15 protein-coding genes are annotated in these 18,026 nt (G+C 54.7%); all 15 read right to left on the reverse strand.

All coding sequences use genetic code 11. The annotated features are described in order from the left end of the window. Positions 1-57: 57 nt before the first annotated feature. Positions 58-1,149 (reverse strand): chemotaxis response regulator protein-glutamate methylesterase, encoded by a 1,092-nt coding sequence (locus M2418_RS12095; protein ID WP_259146780.1) that lies wholly within the window; start codon positions 1,147-1,149, stop codon positions 58-60. A gap of 8 nt (positions 1,150-1,157) precedes the next feature. Next, a complete protein-coding gene (locus tag M2418_RS12100; protein ID WP_259146782.1) occupies positions 1,158-2,006 on the reverse strand; it encodes a protein-glutamate O-methyltransferase CheR in 849 nt (282 codons plus the stop codon). 13 nt (positions 2,007-2,019) lie between these two features. Then, the gene (locus M2418_RS12105; protein WP_192489263.1) at positions 2,020-2,514 is read right to left on the reverse strand and encodes a chemotaxis protein CheW; all 495 of its coding nucleotides are present in this window, start codon (positions 2,512-2,514) and stop codon (positions 2,020-2,022) included. Positions 2,515-2,517: 3 nt separating this feature from the next. After that, on the reverse strand, positions 2,518-4,332 hold the full coding sequence (locus M2418_RS12110) for a methyl-accepting chemotaxis protein (protein WP_259146785.1): 1,815 nt from the start codon (positions 4,330-4,332) through the stop codon (positions 2,518-2,520). 177 nt (positions 4,333-4,509) lie between these two features. Further along, positions 4,510-6,204: a methyl-accepting chemotaxis protein gene (locus M2418_RS12115; protein ID WP_259146788.1), complete on the reverse strand. Its 1,695-nt coding sequence runs from the start codon at positions 6,202-6,204 to the stop codon at positions 4,510-4,512. A 25-nt stretch (positions 6,205-6,229) separates the two neighbouring features. After that, the gene (locus M2418_RS12120; RefSeq protein ID WP_259146790.1) at positions 6,230-6,745 is read right to left on the reverse strand and encodes a chemotaxis protein CheW; all 516 of its coding nucleotides are present in this window, start codon (positions 6,743-6,745) and stop codon (positions 6,230-6,232) included. Next, positions 6,742-8,736 carry a chemotaxis protein CheA gene (locus tag M2418_RS12125; RefSeq protein ID WP_259146791.1) on the reverse strand — a complete coding sequence of 665 codons (1,995 nt, stop codon included), beginning with the start codon at positions 8,734-8,736 and terminating at the stop codon, positions 6,742-6,744. The genes M2418_RS12120 and M2418_RS12125 overlap by 4 nt, the downstream gene beginning before the upstream one ends. Continuing rightward, positions 8,733-9,101, reverse strand: a complete 369-nt coding sequence (locus M2418_RS12130) for a response regulator (RefSeq protein ID WP_250985202.1) — start codon at positions 9,099-9,101, stop codon at positions 8,733-8,735. Before M2418_RS12130 ends, M2418_RS12125 begins: the two co-directional genes overlap by 4 nt. After that, entirely contained in the window at positions 9,101-9,424 is a 324-nt protein-coding gene (locus tag M2418_RS12135; protein ID WP_250985203.1) for a hypothetical protein, read from the reverse strand. Before M2418_RS12135 ends, M2418_RS12130 begins: the two co-directional genes overlap by 1 nt. Next, complete coding sequence (locus tag M2418_RS12140) at positions 9,414-10,553, reverse strand: HD domain-containing phosphohydrolase (RefSeq protein WP_259146794.1); 1,140 nt, start codon at positions 10,551-10,553, stop codon at positions 9,414-9,416. The genes M2418_RS12135 and M2418_RS12140 overlap by 11 nt, the downstream gene beginning before the upstream one ends. A 447-nt stretch (positions 10,554-11,000) precedes the next feature. Next, positions 11,001-12,803 (reverse strand): aminopeptidase P family protein, encoded by a 1,803-nt coding sequence (locus M2418_RS12145; protein WP_259146796.1) that lies wholly within the window; start codon positions 12,801-12,803, stop codon positions 11,001-11,003. A 16-nt stretch (positions 12,804-12,819) separates the two neighbouring features. Then, the gene (locus M2418_RS12150; protein ID WP_259146798.1) at positions 12,820-14,121 is read right to left on the reverse strand and encodes an alpha/beta hydrolase; all 1,302 of its coding nucleotides are present in this window, start codon (positions 14,119-14,121) and stop codon (positions 12,820-12,822) included. Between the two features lie 15 nt (positions 14,122-14,136). Further along, entirely contained in the window at positions 14,137-15,093 is a 957-nt protein-coding gene (locus M2418_RS12155; protein WP_192489253.1) for an ABC transporter permease, read from the reverse strand. Further along, entirely contained in the window at positions 15,090-16,055 is a 966-nt protein-coding gene (locus M2418_RS12160) for an ABC transporter permease (protein WP_259146800.1), read from the reverse strand. The genes M2418_RS12155 and M2418_RS12160 overlap by 4 nt, the downstream gene beginning before the upstream one ends. Continuing rightward, positions 16,052-17,905 (reverse strand): ABC transporter ATP-binding protein, encoded by a 1,854-nt coding sequence (locus M2418_RS12165; protein WP_259146801.1) that lies wholly within the window; start codon positions 17,903-17,905, stop codon positions 16,052-16,054. The genes M2418_RS12160 and M2418_RS12165 overlap by 4 nt, the downstream gene beginning before the upstream one ends. Between the last annotated feature and the right edge of the window lie 121 nt (positions 17,906-18,026).

Genomic DNA, 18,026 nt, shown 5'->3' on the forward strand with positions numbered 1-18,026 from the left:
TCGTCCATCATTCGCCAACATGGTTAATGAACAGTAAAACAGCCGCCGGAAATCTGATTATCGCCGGCGATCTTCAGCCAATATCTCTGCGGCTATGCGGTCGAGTGGCAGGATCTTGTCGACACCGCCATGGGCGATTGCTTCTTTCGGCATGCCGAAAACGACAGAACTTGCTTCATCCTGAGAGACGGTAAAAGCACCAGCCTGATGCATTTCCAGCATGCCACGTGCGCCGTCGTCACCCATGCCGGTCATGATGACACCCATGGCATTGGCGCCGGCGGCGCGCGCTGCCGAACGGAAAAGCACGTCAACAGACGGGCGGTGACGTGACACCAACGGTCCGGTGCGCACGGACACATGATAACGGGCGCCCTGGCGCTCCAGCAACATGTGTTTGTCACCGGGCGCAATCAGCACGTGACCCCGCAAGACAGGGTCACCGTCGGCCGCTTCTTTGATTTCCATCTCGCACAGGCTGTTGAGACGTTTGGCAAAAGCTGCGGTGAATTTTTCCGGCATATGCTGGACAATGACGATGCCTGGGGCATTGGCAGGAAGTTTCTCCAGCATTTCGCGCAGTGCTTCTGTGCCACCGGTCGATGCACCCACGCAGACGACCATTTCCGTGGTGCGAGCCATCGCCTTGCCCGAGGGGGGCGGTAGGACTGCATCAGCCGTTAGCTTGGCAGTTGGCCCACTGAGTTCCGACTGGCGGGCGGACGTAATCTTACGACGTCCTAGCCTTGCCTGTGCAGCACTCTTCACGACTTCGCATATCCTCATGGCAGACTCTGCAAGATGGTCCGCTGCGCCAATTTTGGGCTTGAGGATAATATCGACAGCGCCGGCCTCGAGAGCCTGCAGCAGGGTTTCCGAGCCGGATTCCGTCAATGAGGAACACATCACCACTGGGATCGGATGTTGTGACATCAATTTGCGGAGAAAGGTGATCCCGTCCATACGCGGCATCTCGACGTCAAGTGTGATGACGTCGGGGATCTCTTCTTGTATTCGCTTGGCGGCGATGAAGGGATCGGCGGCTGCGCCGATCACTTCGATCTGCGGGTCGGACTGCAGGACCGCTGTGAGCGTCTGTCGGACACTCGCAGAATCGTCAACGATGAGGACGCGGATCTTCTTGGACATAACGCTGGTTAGTTCTTCTTGAACACGGTGTTGGCAACTTGTCGTATCGGAAGATCGATCCCCGTGACGGTTTCAGAATGACCGATAAACAAATATCCACCTGAGACAAGGTTTTCACAAAGGCGCGACAACACGTGCACCTGCGTTTTCTTGTCAAAATAAATGAGGACATTCCGGCAGAAAATCATCTGAACAGGTTCGCCGATCTGGTACTTAGCATCCATCAGATTAAGACGGGCAAACCCTACTTTTGACCTCAGTGCAGGAGAGATGCGGACGTCATTCCTGTGTTTGTCTACCGGTTGCATGACGTATTTTTTTGCGAGTGGAGCAGGAACAGGCTCTAGCAGATCACGTGCGTATACACCGCAATGCGCTTTTTTCAGGACATCCGTTGAAAGGTCCGTTGCCAGGATACTGTAGTCCTGGATCACATTTCTCTCGACAGCTTCTGCCAGTACCATGGCCATAGTGTAGGGTTCGGCACCTGTTGAGCATGCCGAGCTCCAGGTGCGAATACGACGATGACCATCTCTCGCAAGTGTCGGAAGAGCGACCTGTTCCATATACTCGAAATGGTTCGGTTCACGGAAAAAGTCTGTCTTGTTGGTCGTAACGACATCGATCAGGTGAATGGACTCTGCATCCATGCCACCTTCTCGAAACAGATAGTTACAGTAGGCGCTGAATGTCCCACAGCCTGTCGCCCGCAATCTCTTGCGAAGGCGACCTTCCAGCATTGATCGTTTTGTATCGGGCATCTTGATGCCGCAATAATCATAGATGTAAGCCGCGAGTTGACGAAAGTCTCGTTGGCTAAGGCTGTCATCAAAGGTGTTTCTTGCAGTCGCATTCAAGACAAAAGCTCCTTTATGCGGCTTGGCCAGAGCGGCTGGATGGGCGCGAAAGCACGCCAGCGGCATCGGAGAAAAGGCGTGCGAGGTCTATGATGACCACGAAGTCACTTTCACGCCTCACCACCCCGGCTATGTAGTCCGAACTCCAGTTTACCCCAATGTCAGGCGCTGTTTCGATCTGGTCACCCCTGAAAGGCGTGACCTCAAACACCTTGTCGGCCACCAAGCCGAGCGCAAGTACGCGCTCGGTCATTGGAATATCGAGAACTAACATCCTGGTGTGGGGTGTCTTGACCGTCCCGCTCATGCCTAAGCGAAGTCTGAGGTCAATGACCGGAACGCCTTGTCCACGCACATCGCGCAAGCCAAGAAGATAATCCGGTCCGTGTGGGATCTTGAATGCATCCTCATGATCGAGGATTTCACGAACCACCTCAACAGGTACCGCAAAGACTTCGTCACCCAGGCTGAATGTAACAAACTGACCTTCGGAGGATACATTGGTCATAGATCAGGCACTTTCTCTAAAATCTGCATCGCCTGCGTCCGGTCCGCCCATGGACATGTCGAGCGCGAAGCCTTTTGCCCGAGCTTGCTGAGATGCGACCGAGTTCGCTGTTGCGGATCTCGATGCTGGTGCCTTGGCGACAGGTCGTGCAGCAATTACAGGCTTTGCGGCGGGTTTGCGAACCGCAGCGGCTTGCGGAACCACGGTACGATCAACGCGGAAGAAAGCAATGCTGCTCTGCAGCTCTTCTGCCTGTGCGGCAAGCTCTTCGGATGTTGCAGACATTTCTTCGGAGGCACCGGAGTTCTGCTGCGTGACCTTGTCCAGCTGCTGAATCGCTTCGTTGATCTGGCTCGCACCGATATCCTGTTCGCGGCAAGCGGCCGAAATTTCGGAAACAAGTTCAGCTGTCTTGCGAATGTCAGGTACGAGACGGTTGAGCATTTCGCCCGCTTCCGTCGCGACCTGAACGGTCTCACCGGAGAGTGAGCTGATTTCCGATGCAGCTGCCTGGCTGCGTTCGGCGAGCTTGCGGACTTCGGAAGCGACGACCGCAAAACCCTTGCCATGTTCACCCGCACGGGCTGCTTCTACAGCGGCATTGAGAGCGAGAAGGTCTGTCTGACGTGCGATCTCCTGAACGATCGAGATTTTTTCGGCGATGGTACGCATTGCACTGACCGCACGACCCACAGCCTCGCCGCTTGCTTCGGCATCCTTAGAGGACTGGCGAGCAATCTTTTCTGTCTGCGCTGCGTTGTCGGCGTTTTGTTTGATATTGGCAGCCATCTCTTCCATTGAAGCAGAGGCTTCTTCGGCGGATGATGCCTGTTCGGTTGCACCCTGAGAAAGCTGCTCAGAGCTTGCAGACAATTCCTGGCTACCGGAAGAGACATTGTCTGAGGCAGACAGTGCATCTGCAACAACGCCGCGAAGACGCTCAACCATACGTTCCAGTGCCAATCCGAGCGTGTCCTTGTCGGACAGCGGTGTTGGCGTCACAGTCAGATCACCGTCGGCAATCTGGTCGGCGATAGAAGCGGTGTTGCGCAGGTTGCCCGTCATCACATTGATGCGGTTAACGAGATCCTTGATTTCATCATTCGTCTTGATGTCGACATCCTGATTGAGATCGCCAAGCGCAACAGCTTCAGCGACAACCATGATTTTTTTCAAGCCTCGGTTGATGCCAAGAGCAATCCACAACGCTGCACTAATCGCGAGCACAAGTGCAATGACCGTCAGTCCTATGATATAGTCGCGAGTGGCCGTGTACTGCTCATTTGTGTCCTGGTCTGCCTGGACCATTGAGGCCTTGTTCGCCTCGACACGGGCTGTGATCAAAGCCTCGATTTCATCCACGATAAGCCGTCCCTGGCCAGTGGCAAGACGGACTGCCTCTGTCGCGTTGTTGACGCGTGCAAATTCCCGGATCTGATCGTCAATCGCGAAGAGGCGAGCACTCGCAGCACGAACTTCTCTCCAACCACGCTTGCCGTCTTCGGTTGTGGATGCCTGCTCGAGTTCATTGACCTGTTCATCAAAGCGCTGACGGTTTGTGGTGCTAGCTTCGATGTATTTTGCAACATCCGCACTATTGGTTGCCGTCGCCATGTTCATCTGAGAGCGGGTGATCCGAAGCTGAATGTTGCTAAGGTTCTGCGCGCTTTCGAGACGGTGCGCCGGGCCTGCGATGATGTCCGTGACGGCCTGATTGAGATTGGCCAGGCTGTAAATACCGTAGCCAGCGGTGATGGCGAGCAATGTGATGACAAGACCAAAGGCCATTGCCAGTTTCAGTTTGATAGTCAGACGCATGTATGTCCCCGATGACGGTAATGTACGATGTTGGCTCTTCATGTTTCACGGAAGAAAAGCTTGAAGAATGCAGTGGGGCGATACATCCACCTGTCTGCGGGTCCGTGCGACCCTTTTGCACCACCGCATACACACGGTGGTCTGATGCCGGATTAACCGGCATCATAATTGTGTGTTTCAGGCACTTTCCCTGAAGTCAGCGTCGTGTGCATCCGGGCCACCCATCGACATGTCGAGCGCGAAACCCTTTGCACGGGCCTGTTGTGCCTTGACCGAACCACTTGAAGCCGGCTTGAACGACGAGGGCTTGGCCACCTGACGTGCAGCTGGTTGTGGCTTTTCGACGGGCCTGCGTGCTGGTGCGGATTGCGATGTAACAGCGCGATCGACTTTGAAGAATGCGATACTGCTCTGCAGTTCTTCTGCCTGTGCAGCAAGCTCTTCTGAGGTTGCCGACATTTCTTCGGATGCACCAGAGTTCTGCTGCGTTACCTTGTCGAGTTGCTGGATCGCTTCATTGATCTGCGATGCACCGATATCCTGCTCGCGGCATGCTGCGGAGATTTCAGCAACCAGTTCAGCAGTCTTGCGGATATCCGGCACCAGACGGTTCAGCATTTCGCCCGCTTCTGTGGCTACCTGTACAGTTTCGCCGGACAGAGAGCTGATCTCGGATGCTGCTGCCTGGCTGCGTTCAGCCAGCTTGCGCACTTCAGAAGCCACAACCGCAAAGCCTTTGCCATGTTCACCCGCGCGGGCAGCCTCAACAGCTGCATTAAGTGCGAGCAGGTCGGTCTGACGAGCGATTTCTTGAACGATGGAGATCTTTTCGGCGATCGTGCGCATTGCGCTGACTGCGCGGGCAACAGCCTCACCGCTGACTTCAGCGTCTTTAGAAGACTGACGGGCAATCTTTTCGGTCTGTGCGGCGTTGTCGGCATTCTGCTTGATGTTGGCGGCCATCTCCTCCATGGAGGCAGATGCCTCTTCGGCGGAGGAAGCCTGCTCGGTAGCACCCTGCGAGAGCTGTTCAGAACTTGCAGACAACTCTTGACTGCCCGAAGAAACGTTATCGGACGCTGAGAGTGCATCGCCCACTACGCCGCGCAGTCTTTCAATCATGCCATTCAGGTAGCTGAGCATCTCGCCGATTTCGTCTTTGCTCGAAATAGCAGCGAACTCAGTGAGGTCTCCTTCAGCGACGCTCTGTACGGCACGAATCGCATTGCGCAAGCCCTTGTTGATCGAAAGTGCAATCCAGAACGCAGCGATAACCGCGATGACCAGCGCAAAAGCAGCGACAGAAATCATGATTGTTCTGGTGTCGATGTATGTTGCATTGGCAGCCGTTTCGGCTTCGTCCAGGCGGGTTTCTTCCAACGTAACAACTTCGCTGAGCAGTGCGTCAATTTCGTTTGTGACTTTGCGTGCTTCGTTCGTGGAGACCTGTAGCGCTGCGGATGTATTGCCCTGCAGCATTAATGAGCGAATGCGGTCGTCCTGCCGGCGGAATTCTGCGGTGAAGTCAGCAAGCTTTGCCCAGATGGCCTTCCCCTGTTCTGTTGCACGAGCGTTGACTTGGTTGAAGTTTTCATCGAAGGCGCGACGCGCATTGTCAGAGGCCGTAATGTAGCCCTGCATTTCTGCCGTGCCTGGTGCGAGGAGCAAGTTCTTTTGCTGCCGTAGCTGCTGAAGCTGCTCATTGTTCAGGTTTTGCGCCAGCTTGAGGCGCAGAGCAGGTCCCTGCAGAACACTTCCCAGTGTGCTGTTGAGATTGCCGAGGCTCAAAATTCCGTAGCTCGCGGTCGCAACGAGCATGATGATGATAAATCCGAAGGCCAATCCAAGTTTTAACTTGATCGAAGCACGCATGTTAGTTCTCCATTGCTGGCTCAGTTCAACCGTGCGAGGGTCCAGCCGCCGATTGTGAATTGTGATTTGAAAAAATTGCCGCCAGGTTCGGCAGGATAACAAACTGGTTTTCCCGCTTGATCAGGCAATCGATGTAATCTGCGCGCCAACGCATTCCGACGCTGGGTGGGGCCTCACTGGCGCTTTTTGAAAAGGTGGTGACCTCAAAGACCCTATCGGTACGAATCCCGATAAGGGTGCGTTCGTCACCAAGTGGCAGTTCAATGACCACAATCCGGCTGTCGATCGTCTTCTCTCCAGCCTCCATTCCGAATGCCAGACGTATGTCAGCCAGTGGAATGACTTTGCCACGAAAATTGATGACGCTTCCAACGAATGGCAAGCTTCCAGGGACGGAGGTTTCCGGCAGCAGATCAAGGATTTCCTGAACCTTGACCGCTTCAATTGCGAAGGTTTCTCCGGCGAGACTGAAGGTCAGGACCTCCACATCATCGTCCTTCCCCCAAATGGTTCCGGCATTAATTGTAATGTGCTGGTTCATCCTGCTGCGCGCAATTGCGCCTCCTGGTGTTGTCCCGCTGCCACGAGGTGGCCGACGTCGAGGATCAGGGCGACGCTACCGTCCCCGAGAATTGTCGCCCCTGAGAAGGTAGATACGTCATGATGCAGTTTTGACATCGCTTTGATGACGGTCTGGTGATCGCCAATGATCTGGTCAACGACCAAACCAACCCGTTCTGCGCCCGTCGATACGACCACGACTTTCTGGAACTGGTCCGGGGGCGTTCCTGTTCTGAAGAGGTCACGTAACCGGATGAATGGTACGAGACTTTCGCGCAGTGAGATGAACGAACGGCCACGAGAACGAAGATCTTCTTCGGGAGAAAGTTCGAGGCATTCTTCAACTGCTGACAACGGAATGACGTAGCAGCCCGTGCCAACCCGTACGAGCAGCCCATCGATGATGGCGAGGGTGAGCGGGATGGCAAGCGATATCTCAGAGCCGATACCCGCCGTACTGGTGACGTTGATCGATCCGCGAAGAGCCTCGACACTGCGCTTGACCACATCCATTCCGACACCTCTGCCCGAGAGGTTGGTGACCTGAGCCGCTGTCGAGAAACCAGGCTGGAATATCAGTTGCAAGAGTTCCTGATCGGCAAGAACGGCGTTCGCTGCGACAATACCTGAGGACTCGGCCTTGGCACGAACACGGTCGCGGTCAATTCCTCTGCCATCGTCGCGAATGCTGATTGTGACATCACCACCGGACTGGCGCGCAACGAGAGTAATGGTACCAATTGCAGGCTTACCCGCAGCAATTCGTTCTTCTGGTGTTTCCAATCCATGGTCACAGGAATTTCGGACGAGGTGCACAAGCGGATCTGCCAAACGCTCAATGACGCCCTTGTCGACCTCGGTGCTTTCGCCTTCGGTTACCAGTTCGATCTGCTTGCCAGTTTCTCGGGCAAGATCATGGATAAGGCGACGGAACCGGCCGAAAAGCTGGGCAATCGGCACCATGCGCAATACCATCATGGTGTCCCGCAGTTCGCCGGAAAGCCGCTCCACATCTTCGGAGACCGAGCGAAGCAGAATGTCAGCACTGCCACCTGCCAATTGCGACAGTCGCGACTGGGCGATAACCAGTTCGCCGACGCGGTCCATCAACTCGTCAAGCCGTTCAGCCGGAACACGAACATTTTCGGTGGCCTTGGCATTTTTGGTGTCGTTCGAGCAGGGAGTTGCTGCCGGTGCGGACTTTGCAGGTGTCTGCACGACCTCTTCTACGAGGGGCGTGTCTTCGGCCTCTGCAGTATCTTCAATCTGGCGAATATTGATTTCCATGTCATCCATGACGAAGATGAAGACATCTTCGATGGCAGACTTTGGTTGTTCCGTCGTGAGCGTAATCGACCAACCAACATGCAGATCGCTAGGATTGAGAACATCGAGCGATGGGACCTTTGAAAGGTCCGCGACGATTTCGCATTCACCCAGTTCATCCAGCTCATCCAAAAGCCCAAGCGGATTGGTTCCGTTTGCCATGGCGTTGATTGGAAGGCGGAAGCTGACGTTCCATGTCGTCGCTTTCGGCTTTGGTGCCGGTTGTGCCGCTTTGACTGCGGCTGGTACGTGGGTTACCGATCCGCGGTTACCCTCGCCAACGGCGTCATGCAGTTTGGCCAGCAATTTGTCGCCGATATCGCCTGGAACACCGAGTGGGTTCTCTACGAGGGCGCGCATGTGGTCCTGCGCGGCCAGAACAGCTGCGATGAGTTCGCTTGTGGCGGGCACTTCGCCCTTGCGCACCCGGTCAAATGCCGTTTCGCAATGATGGGTAAAGGCGGCAAGTGCCTCAAACCCGAACATTGCGCCGGACCCTTTCAGCGTATGCAGGCCGCGAAACACGGCGTCGATCTGATCTTGATCGGAAAGGTCGTGAAGCAGATCAAGCAGGCCGCTTTCGATCTGTTCGAACAGCTCAGCCGCTTCCGTCCTGAAAACCTGAATCGGGTCAAGCGTGGTCATTTTCCGAGTACCTTTTTGGCAATCTTGACGAGGTTTTCAGCGTCGAAGGGTTTTGTCAGCCAGCCAGTTGCGCCGGCCGCTTTCGCACGTGCCTTCATGTCGGCATCGGACTCAGTGGTGAGGAAGATGATCGGAATACCGGTATGTGCTGGCGACTGCCGCAATGCCTCGATCATTTCCAGACCGTTCATGTTGGGCATGTTCAGATCTGTGATGATCAGGTCGAACGTCGCACCCTTTGCCTTGGCAAGGCCGTCTTGGCCATCAACCGCTTCGGTGACCTGATAACCGGCGTTGGTCAACGCGATCTTTGTGGTCATGCGGATGCTGGCAGAGTCGTCGACTGTAAGAATATTGGCGCTCATTAGATGTCCTTTCCATGCAGCCAAAACTGACGTGACTCTTTGTCCATACGTGACAGGAAGCCGCTTCTGCGGAGTGTCTGCTGGAGGTTTTCACTGGCAGGGTGTTTCAGGCTGACTGTTTTTCCGTGTTTTTTGGCGTAGAGGCGGGAGGCCTCGATCAGTTGAATGAAGCTGAGGTCAGTGTCGGCGTCGTCTGCAATGTCCAGAAGCAGGGCGTCTTCTTTCTCGAGCTGCTTTAAAAGCAGTTCGTGTGCGCCGGATATCTGCCTGATGGAAAGCGAGGGAGGGAACACCAGCGTTTCAGCGGTTGCGTTACTTGACATTGGATGTTTCTCGTATTGGTGCGGGTTTTTCAGAGACGGTTTGGTTCGGGCCAGCCGGTTCGTCGGGTGTTTCCAAGCTGGGAACATCAACGATCGTTTTTGGCAGATCCTGCGCCATGAGGCTGGCGATGCGTGACCATTGGTTTTCAAAGGCCGTCACACAGGCTGGGTCGAAATGGAGGCCGCTTTGCGCGATGATGTGGTCGCGGGCCTCTTCAATGGGCCAAGCGCGTTTGTAAGGTCGTTCTGAACACAGGGCTTCAAAAACATCGGCGATTGCGACGATGCGGGCTTCGATCGGAATGTTTTCGCCGGTAATGCCCTTTGGATAGCCGGTGCCGTCCCATTTTTCATGATGGCCACCGGCAACCGCCTCGGCAATCCTAACCAGATCGGAGGTTCCTTTTTCCAGTATCCGCACGCCAATTTCGACGTGTCTGCGCATCTCTGTAATTTCATCCGGCGTCAAGCGGCCGGGTTTGAGCAACACGCTATCTGAGATTCCGATTTTGCCAACGTCGTGCAAAGGGGCAGCAAGATAGATCATGCGGCAGTGTTCACTGGAGAGCCCGAGATCCTTTGCAATCAGCTTGCTGATTTGGGCGACACGGGAAATATGATCACCAGTATCGCCATCGCGAAACTCGATTGCACGTGCCAATCGCCAGATGATTTCTTCTTCACGTTCGGCAAGCTCTTCGGTTGCCTTGTCAACTTCATCGACAAGCCTGCTGGCCTGCTGGGAAAGGTCGCGTTGTGCTCTGCGCAGCGCCAGAAGGTTGCGCACTCGGGCTTTCAGTTCAATCGAGTCAAAAGGTTTGCCAATGAAGTCGGTTACGCCAGTCTCAATGGCCTGAATGCGGATGCTGCGTTCCGTTTCCGATGTCACCATGATGACGGGGATATGTTGCAGGACGTTTTGACGTTTGAGTTCAGCCACAAGCTCAATGCCGGTATATTTGGGCATTGTGAAGTCAACGATCAAAAGGTCGATAGGGGATTTCAGGCAGTGTTCCAGTGCCTTTGCGGGATCTTCAAATGCAGTAACATGCACGCCGGGAATTTCCCGAACTGCTATATCAAGTGCAAAAAGAGCAGACCTGCTGTCGTCTACCAGTACAATATGCACGTTTGGCCCCCGATTGCCGTATTCAACTGAAAAATGCGCGCACGAAAACGGTCCGTGAAAACGGTGAATTTCGCTAAGATTGGACATTTTTTGAAGGTGTTCTGAGTGGCGTCATGCCATCAGTTGAGAAGCACGGAGACGTCGCGAGAGCTTCCTCGAGATATTCCGCTTCGGGTTGCACTATGTGGGCACATAGTTAATGTCTAATTAATGTGAGGGTGCAATTGATTGCCTATTAGTATAGGGCAGTGAATTGAATATACTTGTAAATTTAGAAGGTTAGTCATGTTCGAGGCGAGTGCCGCCTCGTTTCGTGCTTGTTTTTGACATTTTTCTGCCTTTTTTCAGGTTGTATTTTTCCACTCTTTAATCGGCCGTAAAGGTTGGCACGTCTCTCCCTTCTCAAAAATGGGAGGTCTCGCGAAGTTTGCCGTGATTTTGTTGTCTTTATTGCGGACGTGTAATCGCCTGGGTTTGCTCCATCAGGAACGCAAGCGTCTCTTGCTTTACCCTCGATGAGAGCACCTCTCTCACAGTCCGATGGTATTCGTTCAGATAGACGATTTCCTCGTCCGACAGCTTGGCAATATCGACGGCCGACAGATCGATAGGGACCAACGTCAAGGATGCAAATCCGCAAAACTTCGAGGAGACGGCAGTCACTTCGACCTGGTTTTCTATACGCAGCCCATATTGTCCGGCTTCATAATATCCAGGTTCGATCGTCATGATGTTGCCGGGCTCAAGCCCATAGGGATTTGCAATCTTGGCAAAGCGGTGCGGGTATTCATGAATGAGAAGATTATGCCCTACACCGTGTCCTGTGCCGTGATCATAATCCAGGCCCAGATCCCATAGAGGACGGCGGGCAAAGGCGTCCAATTGATGGCCCTGTGTGCCGATCGGCATTTTTGCCATGAGCAGCGACAGAAACCCTTTCAAAACGGCCGTGTAGGTCTGCCGCACGGCATCACTCGCCGTTCCCAGCATTAATGTGCGGGTTACATCTGTTGTGCCGTCTGTATATTGGCCTCCGGAATCAATCAGATAGGGTGAGTGGCTGTCGATTGCAGCGTTGGTGTATTCCGCGGAATTATAGTGGCACATTGCGGCATTGGAGCCAGAGGCAGAAATCGAGCGGAAACTTGCTTCCAGAAAACCTGCGCCTTCCGCTCTGAATGCCAGCAATTTTGCTTCGGCCTCAAGTTCGGTCAGCGGATTTGCCGTGCCTTCACGCTCACGTCCTTCTTTCAGCACCCAGGCGAGGAAATTGGTGACGGCAACGCCATCCTCTACATGGCACCGACGGTAACCCTCCAACTCGACAGCATTTTTGGATGCTTTCAAAATCGTCATCGGACTGGTTTTGCTTACGGTCTTGCCGCCAGCGGCTTCGACCGCAAGACGCACAGCAACAGGAGAAAACTGCGGATCGATCATGGCGGTCTTGCTGGACGCCAGTTCGCAGAGACGATCTATGAATGCGTCGGGCGACGACAGTTGCACGTTATCAAGTTCGAACGTTGATAGATCATTGCCGAGTTTGCGCGGATCAACGAACCACTCCGCTGTTCCATCGGATGATAGCGTCAGGAAGGAGTGCGGCACGGGGTTCATAGGCACGTCTGAACCACGAACGTTCAAAAGCCATGCAATATTGTCTGGCAGTGTCTCCACAACAATGTCTGCACCGCTTTGAGTGATTGATGCGGCAACACGTTGTTTTTTGCTGTCAGAAGTCTCCCCTGCGACGCTCACCGGCATCGCGCGAACAGCGCACAATGGCTTGAGCGAACGGTCTTTCCAGATCTGGTCGAAAATGTCGTCTGCTACAGGAGTAAGAACGGCGCCCACTTCCGTCAGGGCGTTGGACATTCTGTTGTGCAGTTCACCATTGATCAACATCGGATCAAAGCCGATCTGCATGCCCTTTGTCGCATTGCCACGCATCCAGCGATCAATGGGCGCATTGTGAAGGTGATGAACCTCAAACGATGCCTGATCCACCTCATGGCGCACCTGGATATCGTAGCGTCCATCGACGAAAATCAGGGCCTTGCCTGCCATGATCAATGCCAGACCGGCAGAACCGGTGAAGCCAGTGATGAAAGCCAGGCAATCGTCACGCGGTGCCGCCACTTCGCTTTGATGGGCATCCGCTCGGGGGACGACAAAGCCATCCAGCCCCTTGGAGGCCAAGACAGCACGAAGCGCGGCAAGCCGCGTTTTGATATCAGCAGAAGAGGTCATGCTAATTTTCTTTCATTCAGGAGAGCGGGCCGCCTTTGTCCCGGACCATATCAAGCAGGCGACGGAAAACTCTGGAAGACTGGCGTACACCGTCATGCTCATATTCGTTGGTAACCCATGCCTCGACATTGCCGGTGCGTTTCGCGGTGTCCAGCGACAGGCCCGCGTCGACATACATGTCATCAAAATAGATGGCGGCGGCCACTGGAACCTCGTTGCTGGCAAGGCGTGTGGTATCGTAGAGTTGGCTATGGCTCTGGCGTTCGGCCAGAGCACGGGCGCCGACACGGAATGGTTTGAGAGAACGAATTTCGTCAAACATCCATGAGAACATCATCTCGCCGGTGAATTGCAAAGGCCGTTTTGTTTCCTCGAAATCGGCAAACTCTGCGCGAATGCGTTCTGCTGCCCAGTTGGTGGCACCTTGTCCTTGTCCGTAGATGCTTTCCTGCAGCACGGCAAAGAGCGGATTTCCATCATAGGATGTCAGGTTCATAACTGATGCCAGAAAATGATCGGACAGACGATCCTCTGCGCTGGACGAAAAAGCTTCATCAACCAGCCAGTGAATGTTTTCAAAGCCGGGCGCCATGCCAAAATCGATGCCAACAGTCTGGAAGCGACGCACGGACAGACGATCGCCATCCGGCAACCGAACATCATTTGTAGCGATGAAATCGGCAATCTTGCCCACCTTGGCGCGATCGGCAGCGTAGCGCTCGTAATAACGTGCCGTCTTGGCAGCGACACGCGGATAGGTGCAGCGGTAGACATCATCTGCTGTCGCATCAATGCCAGCCAGACCGCCAGTGACGTAGCAGGCAGACAGACCTTCCGGGGCCTTGGATAGATAGGTCAGCGTCAGGAAGCCACCATAACTCTGGCCAAGCGTCTCCCATTTTTTTCCTCCAAACAGGGTTTTGCGAATGTGCTCGCAATCCGCAACAATGCTGTCCGCGCGGAAGCAGGCAAGATAATCCGCCGCCTGTGCGCCGTCGTCACCAAAACGAGCCATGGTGGCGTTTTCAATGCGGCTGCTTCGTCCGGTACCACGTTGATCAACCAGAATGACACGGTGGCTTTTCAGTGCTTCAGCAAGCCAGGAGGGACCACCATTTGCCGGACGGGGAGATTTGCCGCCGGGGCCGCCCTGCAGAAACGCAAGCAGCGGTAGTGTAGCGTTGCGCTTGGTCGGGTCACATACCTCGCGTGCAAAGACCTCGATCGTTTCGCCATCCGGTTTGCTCCAGTCGAGCGGAACAGTGACGATGTGATCACGAATGAACATGCCGGGAATGACGTATTCGGAAAGAGCCATTTTATTTTTCCGTTCCTATCTTCGAACCCTGGGGTCCAGAACAGCGTAAAGAAGATCGACGACGATATTTGTCACGACGATGAAAAGGCCACCCAATAACACCACGCCAATGATGATCGGGCGATCCTGGTTGTTGACAGCCTGGACAGCCAGCGCACCGACACCCTGCAGGCCGTAAATCTGCTCGATGACGATGGCCCCGCCCAGAAGCAAGGCGATGTCGGCTCCAAGTTGCGTTACCAGCGGGGTCAGGGTGCTGCGCAGACCGTGTTTAAAAAGAACGGTTCGCTCTGAAAGTCCCTTTGATCGGGCCGTGCGGATGTAATCCTCCCCCATGACCTGCAAAAGATGACCACGTGTGAGGCGGGCATAGACCGCAGCTGTGACCAGCGCAAGCGTCATCCATGGCAGGAAGAGATGCCATGCCCAGATGATTGGATCTCTCAGGAACGGCTTGTAACCGCCGGCCGGAAACAGGGTGAACCCCGCCTGCTTGGGCAGAAAATAGAACACATAGAGCGACAGCATACCCAGAACGAAAGTCGGAAAACTGAGACCAAGCAGAATAAAACCTTGCCCCATACGGTCGCGAAAACCGCCGGGATGTCGGGCGGACATCACGCCGATCGGAATCCCAATCAGTAGCCAGAAAATCACACCGCCGATAACCAATGAGACGGTGGCTGGAATTCGGTTGACGATAAGTTTGGTAACCGGCTGCTGGTTTCGATAGGAAAAGCCGAGATCACCCTGAACTGCTTTGCTGATGAATTTGAAATATTGCTCTGGGATCGGTCGATCCAGCCCGAGATTGGTGCGGATCTGGACCAGTTGAGCTTCAGTTGCCTTTTCTCCGGCGATGACGCGGGCAGGATCTCCGGGCGCAACAAAGAACAGAAAGAACACGAAACCGCTGAGGGTGAACAGGATCAGTGCCGAAAAGCCCAGTCTTTTTAAGAGGTAACGGATCATGGCTTTCCTGCCTTTCCGGCTTTTTTCAAAAACCGGCTCATGCGAACGGGGCGAGCTTTCGGATCAAGCGCATCACGCAGTCCATCGCCCAGAATGTTGAAGGCAAGTGTCGTGAATAGCAGCGCCATGCCCGGGAACACCACCAGCCACCACGCCACAAGATAAATCGAGTTGGTGGCCGCATCGGCCAGCATGCCGCCCCAGCTCGGCGTTGGTGGCACAATACCCAGCCCAAGGAAGGAAAGAGTTGCTTCAAACACGATGGCGCTCGGGATCATCATCGTGGTGTAGACGATGATGGGTACGCTCAGATTTGGCAGAATATCCCGCAGCATGATGGACACCGGACCAGCTCCCAGTGAGCGGCTGGCTTCGACAAATTCACGACGACGAAGCGAATTGACCTCGGCACGTATGACGCGGCCCATCGTCGTCCAGCTGAAGAATACGATAACCCCGACACTGAGGCCCAGACTTGGTCCGAACACCGAAACGAGAGCCAAAGCGCAAAGCAGGAAAGGCACGCTCATGACGAGGTCCATCAGGCGGCTCAGAACCATATCGGTTGCCCCGCCGACATAACCGGCAATCATGCCAATCGTCAGGCCAATGAAGGCGGCAGCCAGCGATGCCAGAACGCCAACCAGCAAGGAGACGCGCGCGCCGTATGCGAGACGGACCATAACGTCACGGCCCAGATGGTCGGTGCCCAGCGTAAATTCATCATTCGGGGCGACCGGCAGGCCCATTTCGCTGAGGCCGGTTGTCCGGTACTGCTCAATAGGAGAGTGGCCTGTCGCATTTTCGATCAACGGTGCGCAAATGGCGATGACGATAAGTGCCAGAATAAAAATCAGCGCAATGACGCTGGCACGATCTCTGGAAAAGCGACGCATTGTCAGCTCTAAAGGGCCGCGCTGAATAACCGTCGTTTCTGATGTGGTCTGTGTTGTGTCGGTCATGCAGCCTCTCCCGGAATGGAGCGGATCAACTGCCTGTCTTGCACAACAACCGTGTTCGGCGTGTGGATGGACGCGGCAATCAGCGTTTTTGTGTAGGGATCCTGCGGGTTGGAATAGATGCTTTCTGCATCGGCAAGCTCGACGATCTGCCCTTTGTTCATCACCGCGATGCGGTTGCACACGTGTCGTACGACGGAAAGATCGTGGGAAATGAACAGATAGGTCAGATTTAACTCCTGTTGCAGTTCCCGCATCAGGTTCAGCACCTGTGCCTGAATGGAGACATCCAGGGCAGAAACCGGTTCGTCAAAAATGATAAGTTCAGGGTTGAGTGCAAGGGCGCGGGCAATGCCGATACGCTGCCGCTGACCACCTGAAAACTCGGATGGAAAACGGTTATAGTGTTCTGGGTTAAGCCCGACTTTTTCCATTAATGTCTGAACGGCCTGCTTGCGCCGGTTTCCCGCAAATACGCCGTGGATGCGAAAGGGGTCGCCGATGATGGAGCTGACGCGTCGACGTGGATTGAGGGAGCCGAACGGATCCTGAAACACCAGCTGAATGCGCTTTCGCATCTCACGCCATTCGCGACCGCTGAGGGCTTGAAGAGATTTTCCTTCGACCATAACGCTGCCGTCGGTTGCCGGTATCAGGCCAGCCAGAACACGTGCCAGTGTTGATTTCCCGCAGCCGGATTCTCCGACCAGGCCCAGCGTCTCTCCCTTGTAGAGATCGAGATCAATGCCTTTCAGCACCTCCAGCGTATTGCCCGGTCCGAATGGGCCGCCGAGATTATAGCTCAGCTTGACGTTGCGCGCTTCTATGACCTTGGCCGGTGCAGTGACCGTGTCGGCTTGTGAGGTCACGGCCAAGGTATTCTGCTTTTCTTTCAATGATGCAGGTATTTCGAGCCAACAGAGGCTTTGCGTTTCGTCATTGAAAATTCGAAGCGGTGGTGGATTGGCGCAGATTTCCTGCGCCTGCGGACAGCGGGCCTTAAACACGCAGCCTTTTGGCAGGTGAATAAGGCTTGGCGGCCGGCCGGGGATCGGCACCAGTTCTGCACCGGGTGTGTAATTGGCCGGAGACGAATTCAGCAGACCGGCGGTGTAGGGGTGGGCTGGCTGGGAGAAAAGCGCGTTGCTGGAGGCGAGCTCCATGCGATTGCCCGCATACATGACCATGACATGGTCAGCGATACTGGAAAGCAGGCCGAGATCATGGGTGATCATGATGACGGTGGTGCCGCGCTCGCGCCGCATCTCATTGAGTAGTTCGATAATTTGCGCCTGAACGGTAACATCGAGGGCTGTCGTTGGTTCGTCGGCAATGACCAGCGGTGGATTGAGTACCAGTGCCATGGCAATCATTACACGCTGACGCATGCCACCGGAGAACTGGTGAGGATAACTGTTAAAACGGCTCGCGGCATTGGGGATGCCCACCCGCTCAAGCATGGCAATGGCCCGCTTTTTTGCCTCGTCGGCCGAGACACGCTCATGGGCATGGATCATCTCTGTGATCTGCGAGCCGATGGTGTAATAGGGATGCAGGCTGGACAGTGGATCCTGGAAGATCATGCCAATGCGCGCGCCGCGATAGCTGCGCATTTCCTTTTGGGAAAGGGTCAGCAGGTTCTTGCCCTGAAACAGGACTTCGCCGGTAATCTCGGCGTTAGGCAGCAGGCCCATGACCGCTTGCGTCAAGACACTTTTTCCAGAGCCGGATTCGCCGGCAATTCCGAAAAGTTCGCCCTGTCTTACTTCAAAAGAAACATTTCTGGCTGCCTGAACAATGCCGTCTTCCGTCGGGATTTGGATGTTCAGATTGCGGGTTTCCAGAATGGGCATCGATCAATTCCCTGAACTCAACAGTTGCAAAGGCGTGACCATGCTTTGACGATAGCTGGTCCACACCATTGGAACAAACAACAAGGGAGGCGAATGGTCGCCTCCGTATGTCCTGTCGGAA

Origin of the sequence: Rhizobium sp. BIGb0125, from assembly GCF_024810055.1 — a bacterium.
In the GTDB taxonomy this organism is placed as follows: domain Bacteria; phylum Pseudomonadota; class Alphaproteobacteria; order Rhizobiales; family Rhizobiaceae; genus Agrobacterium.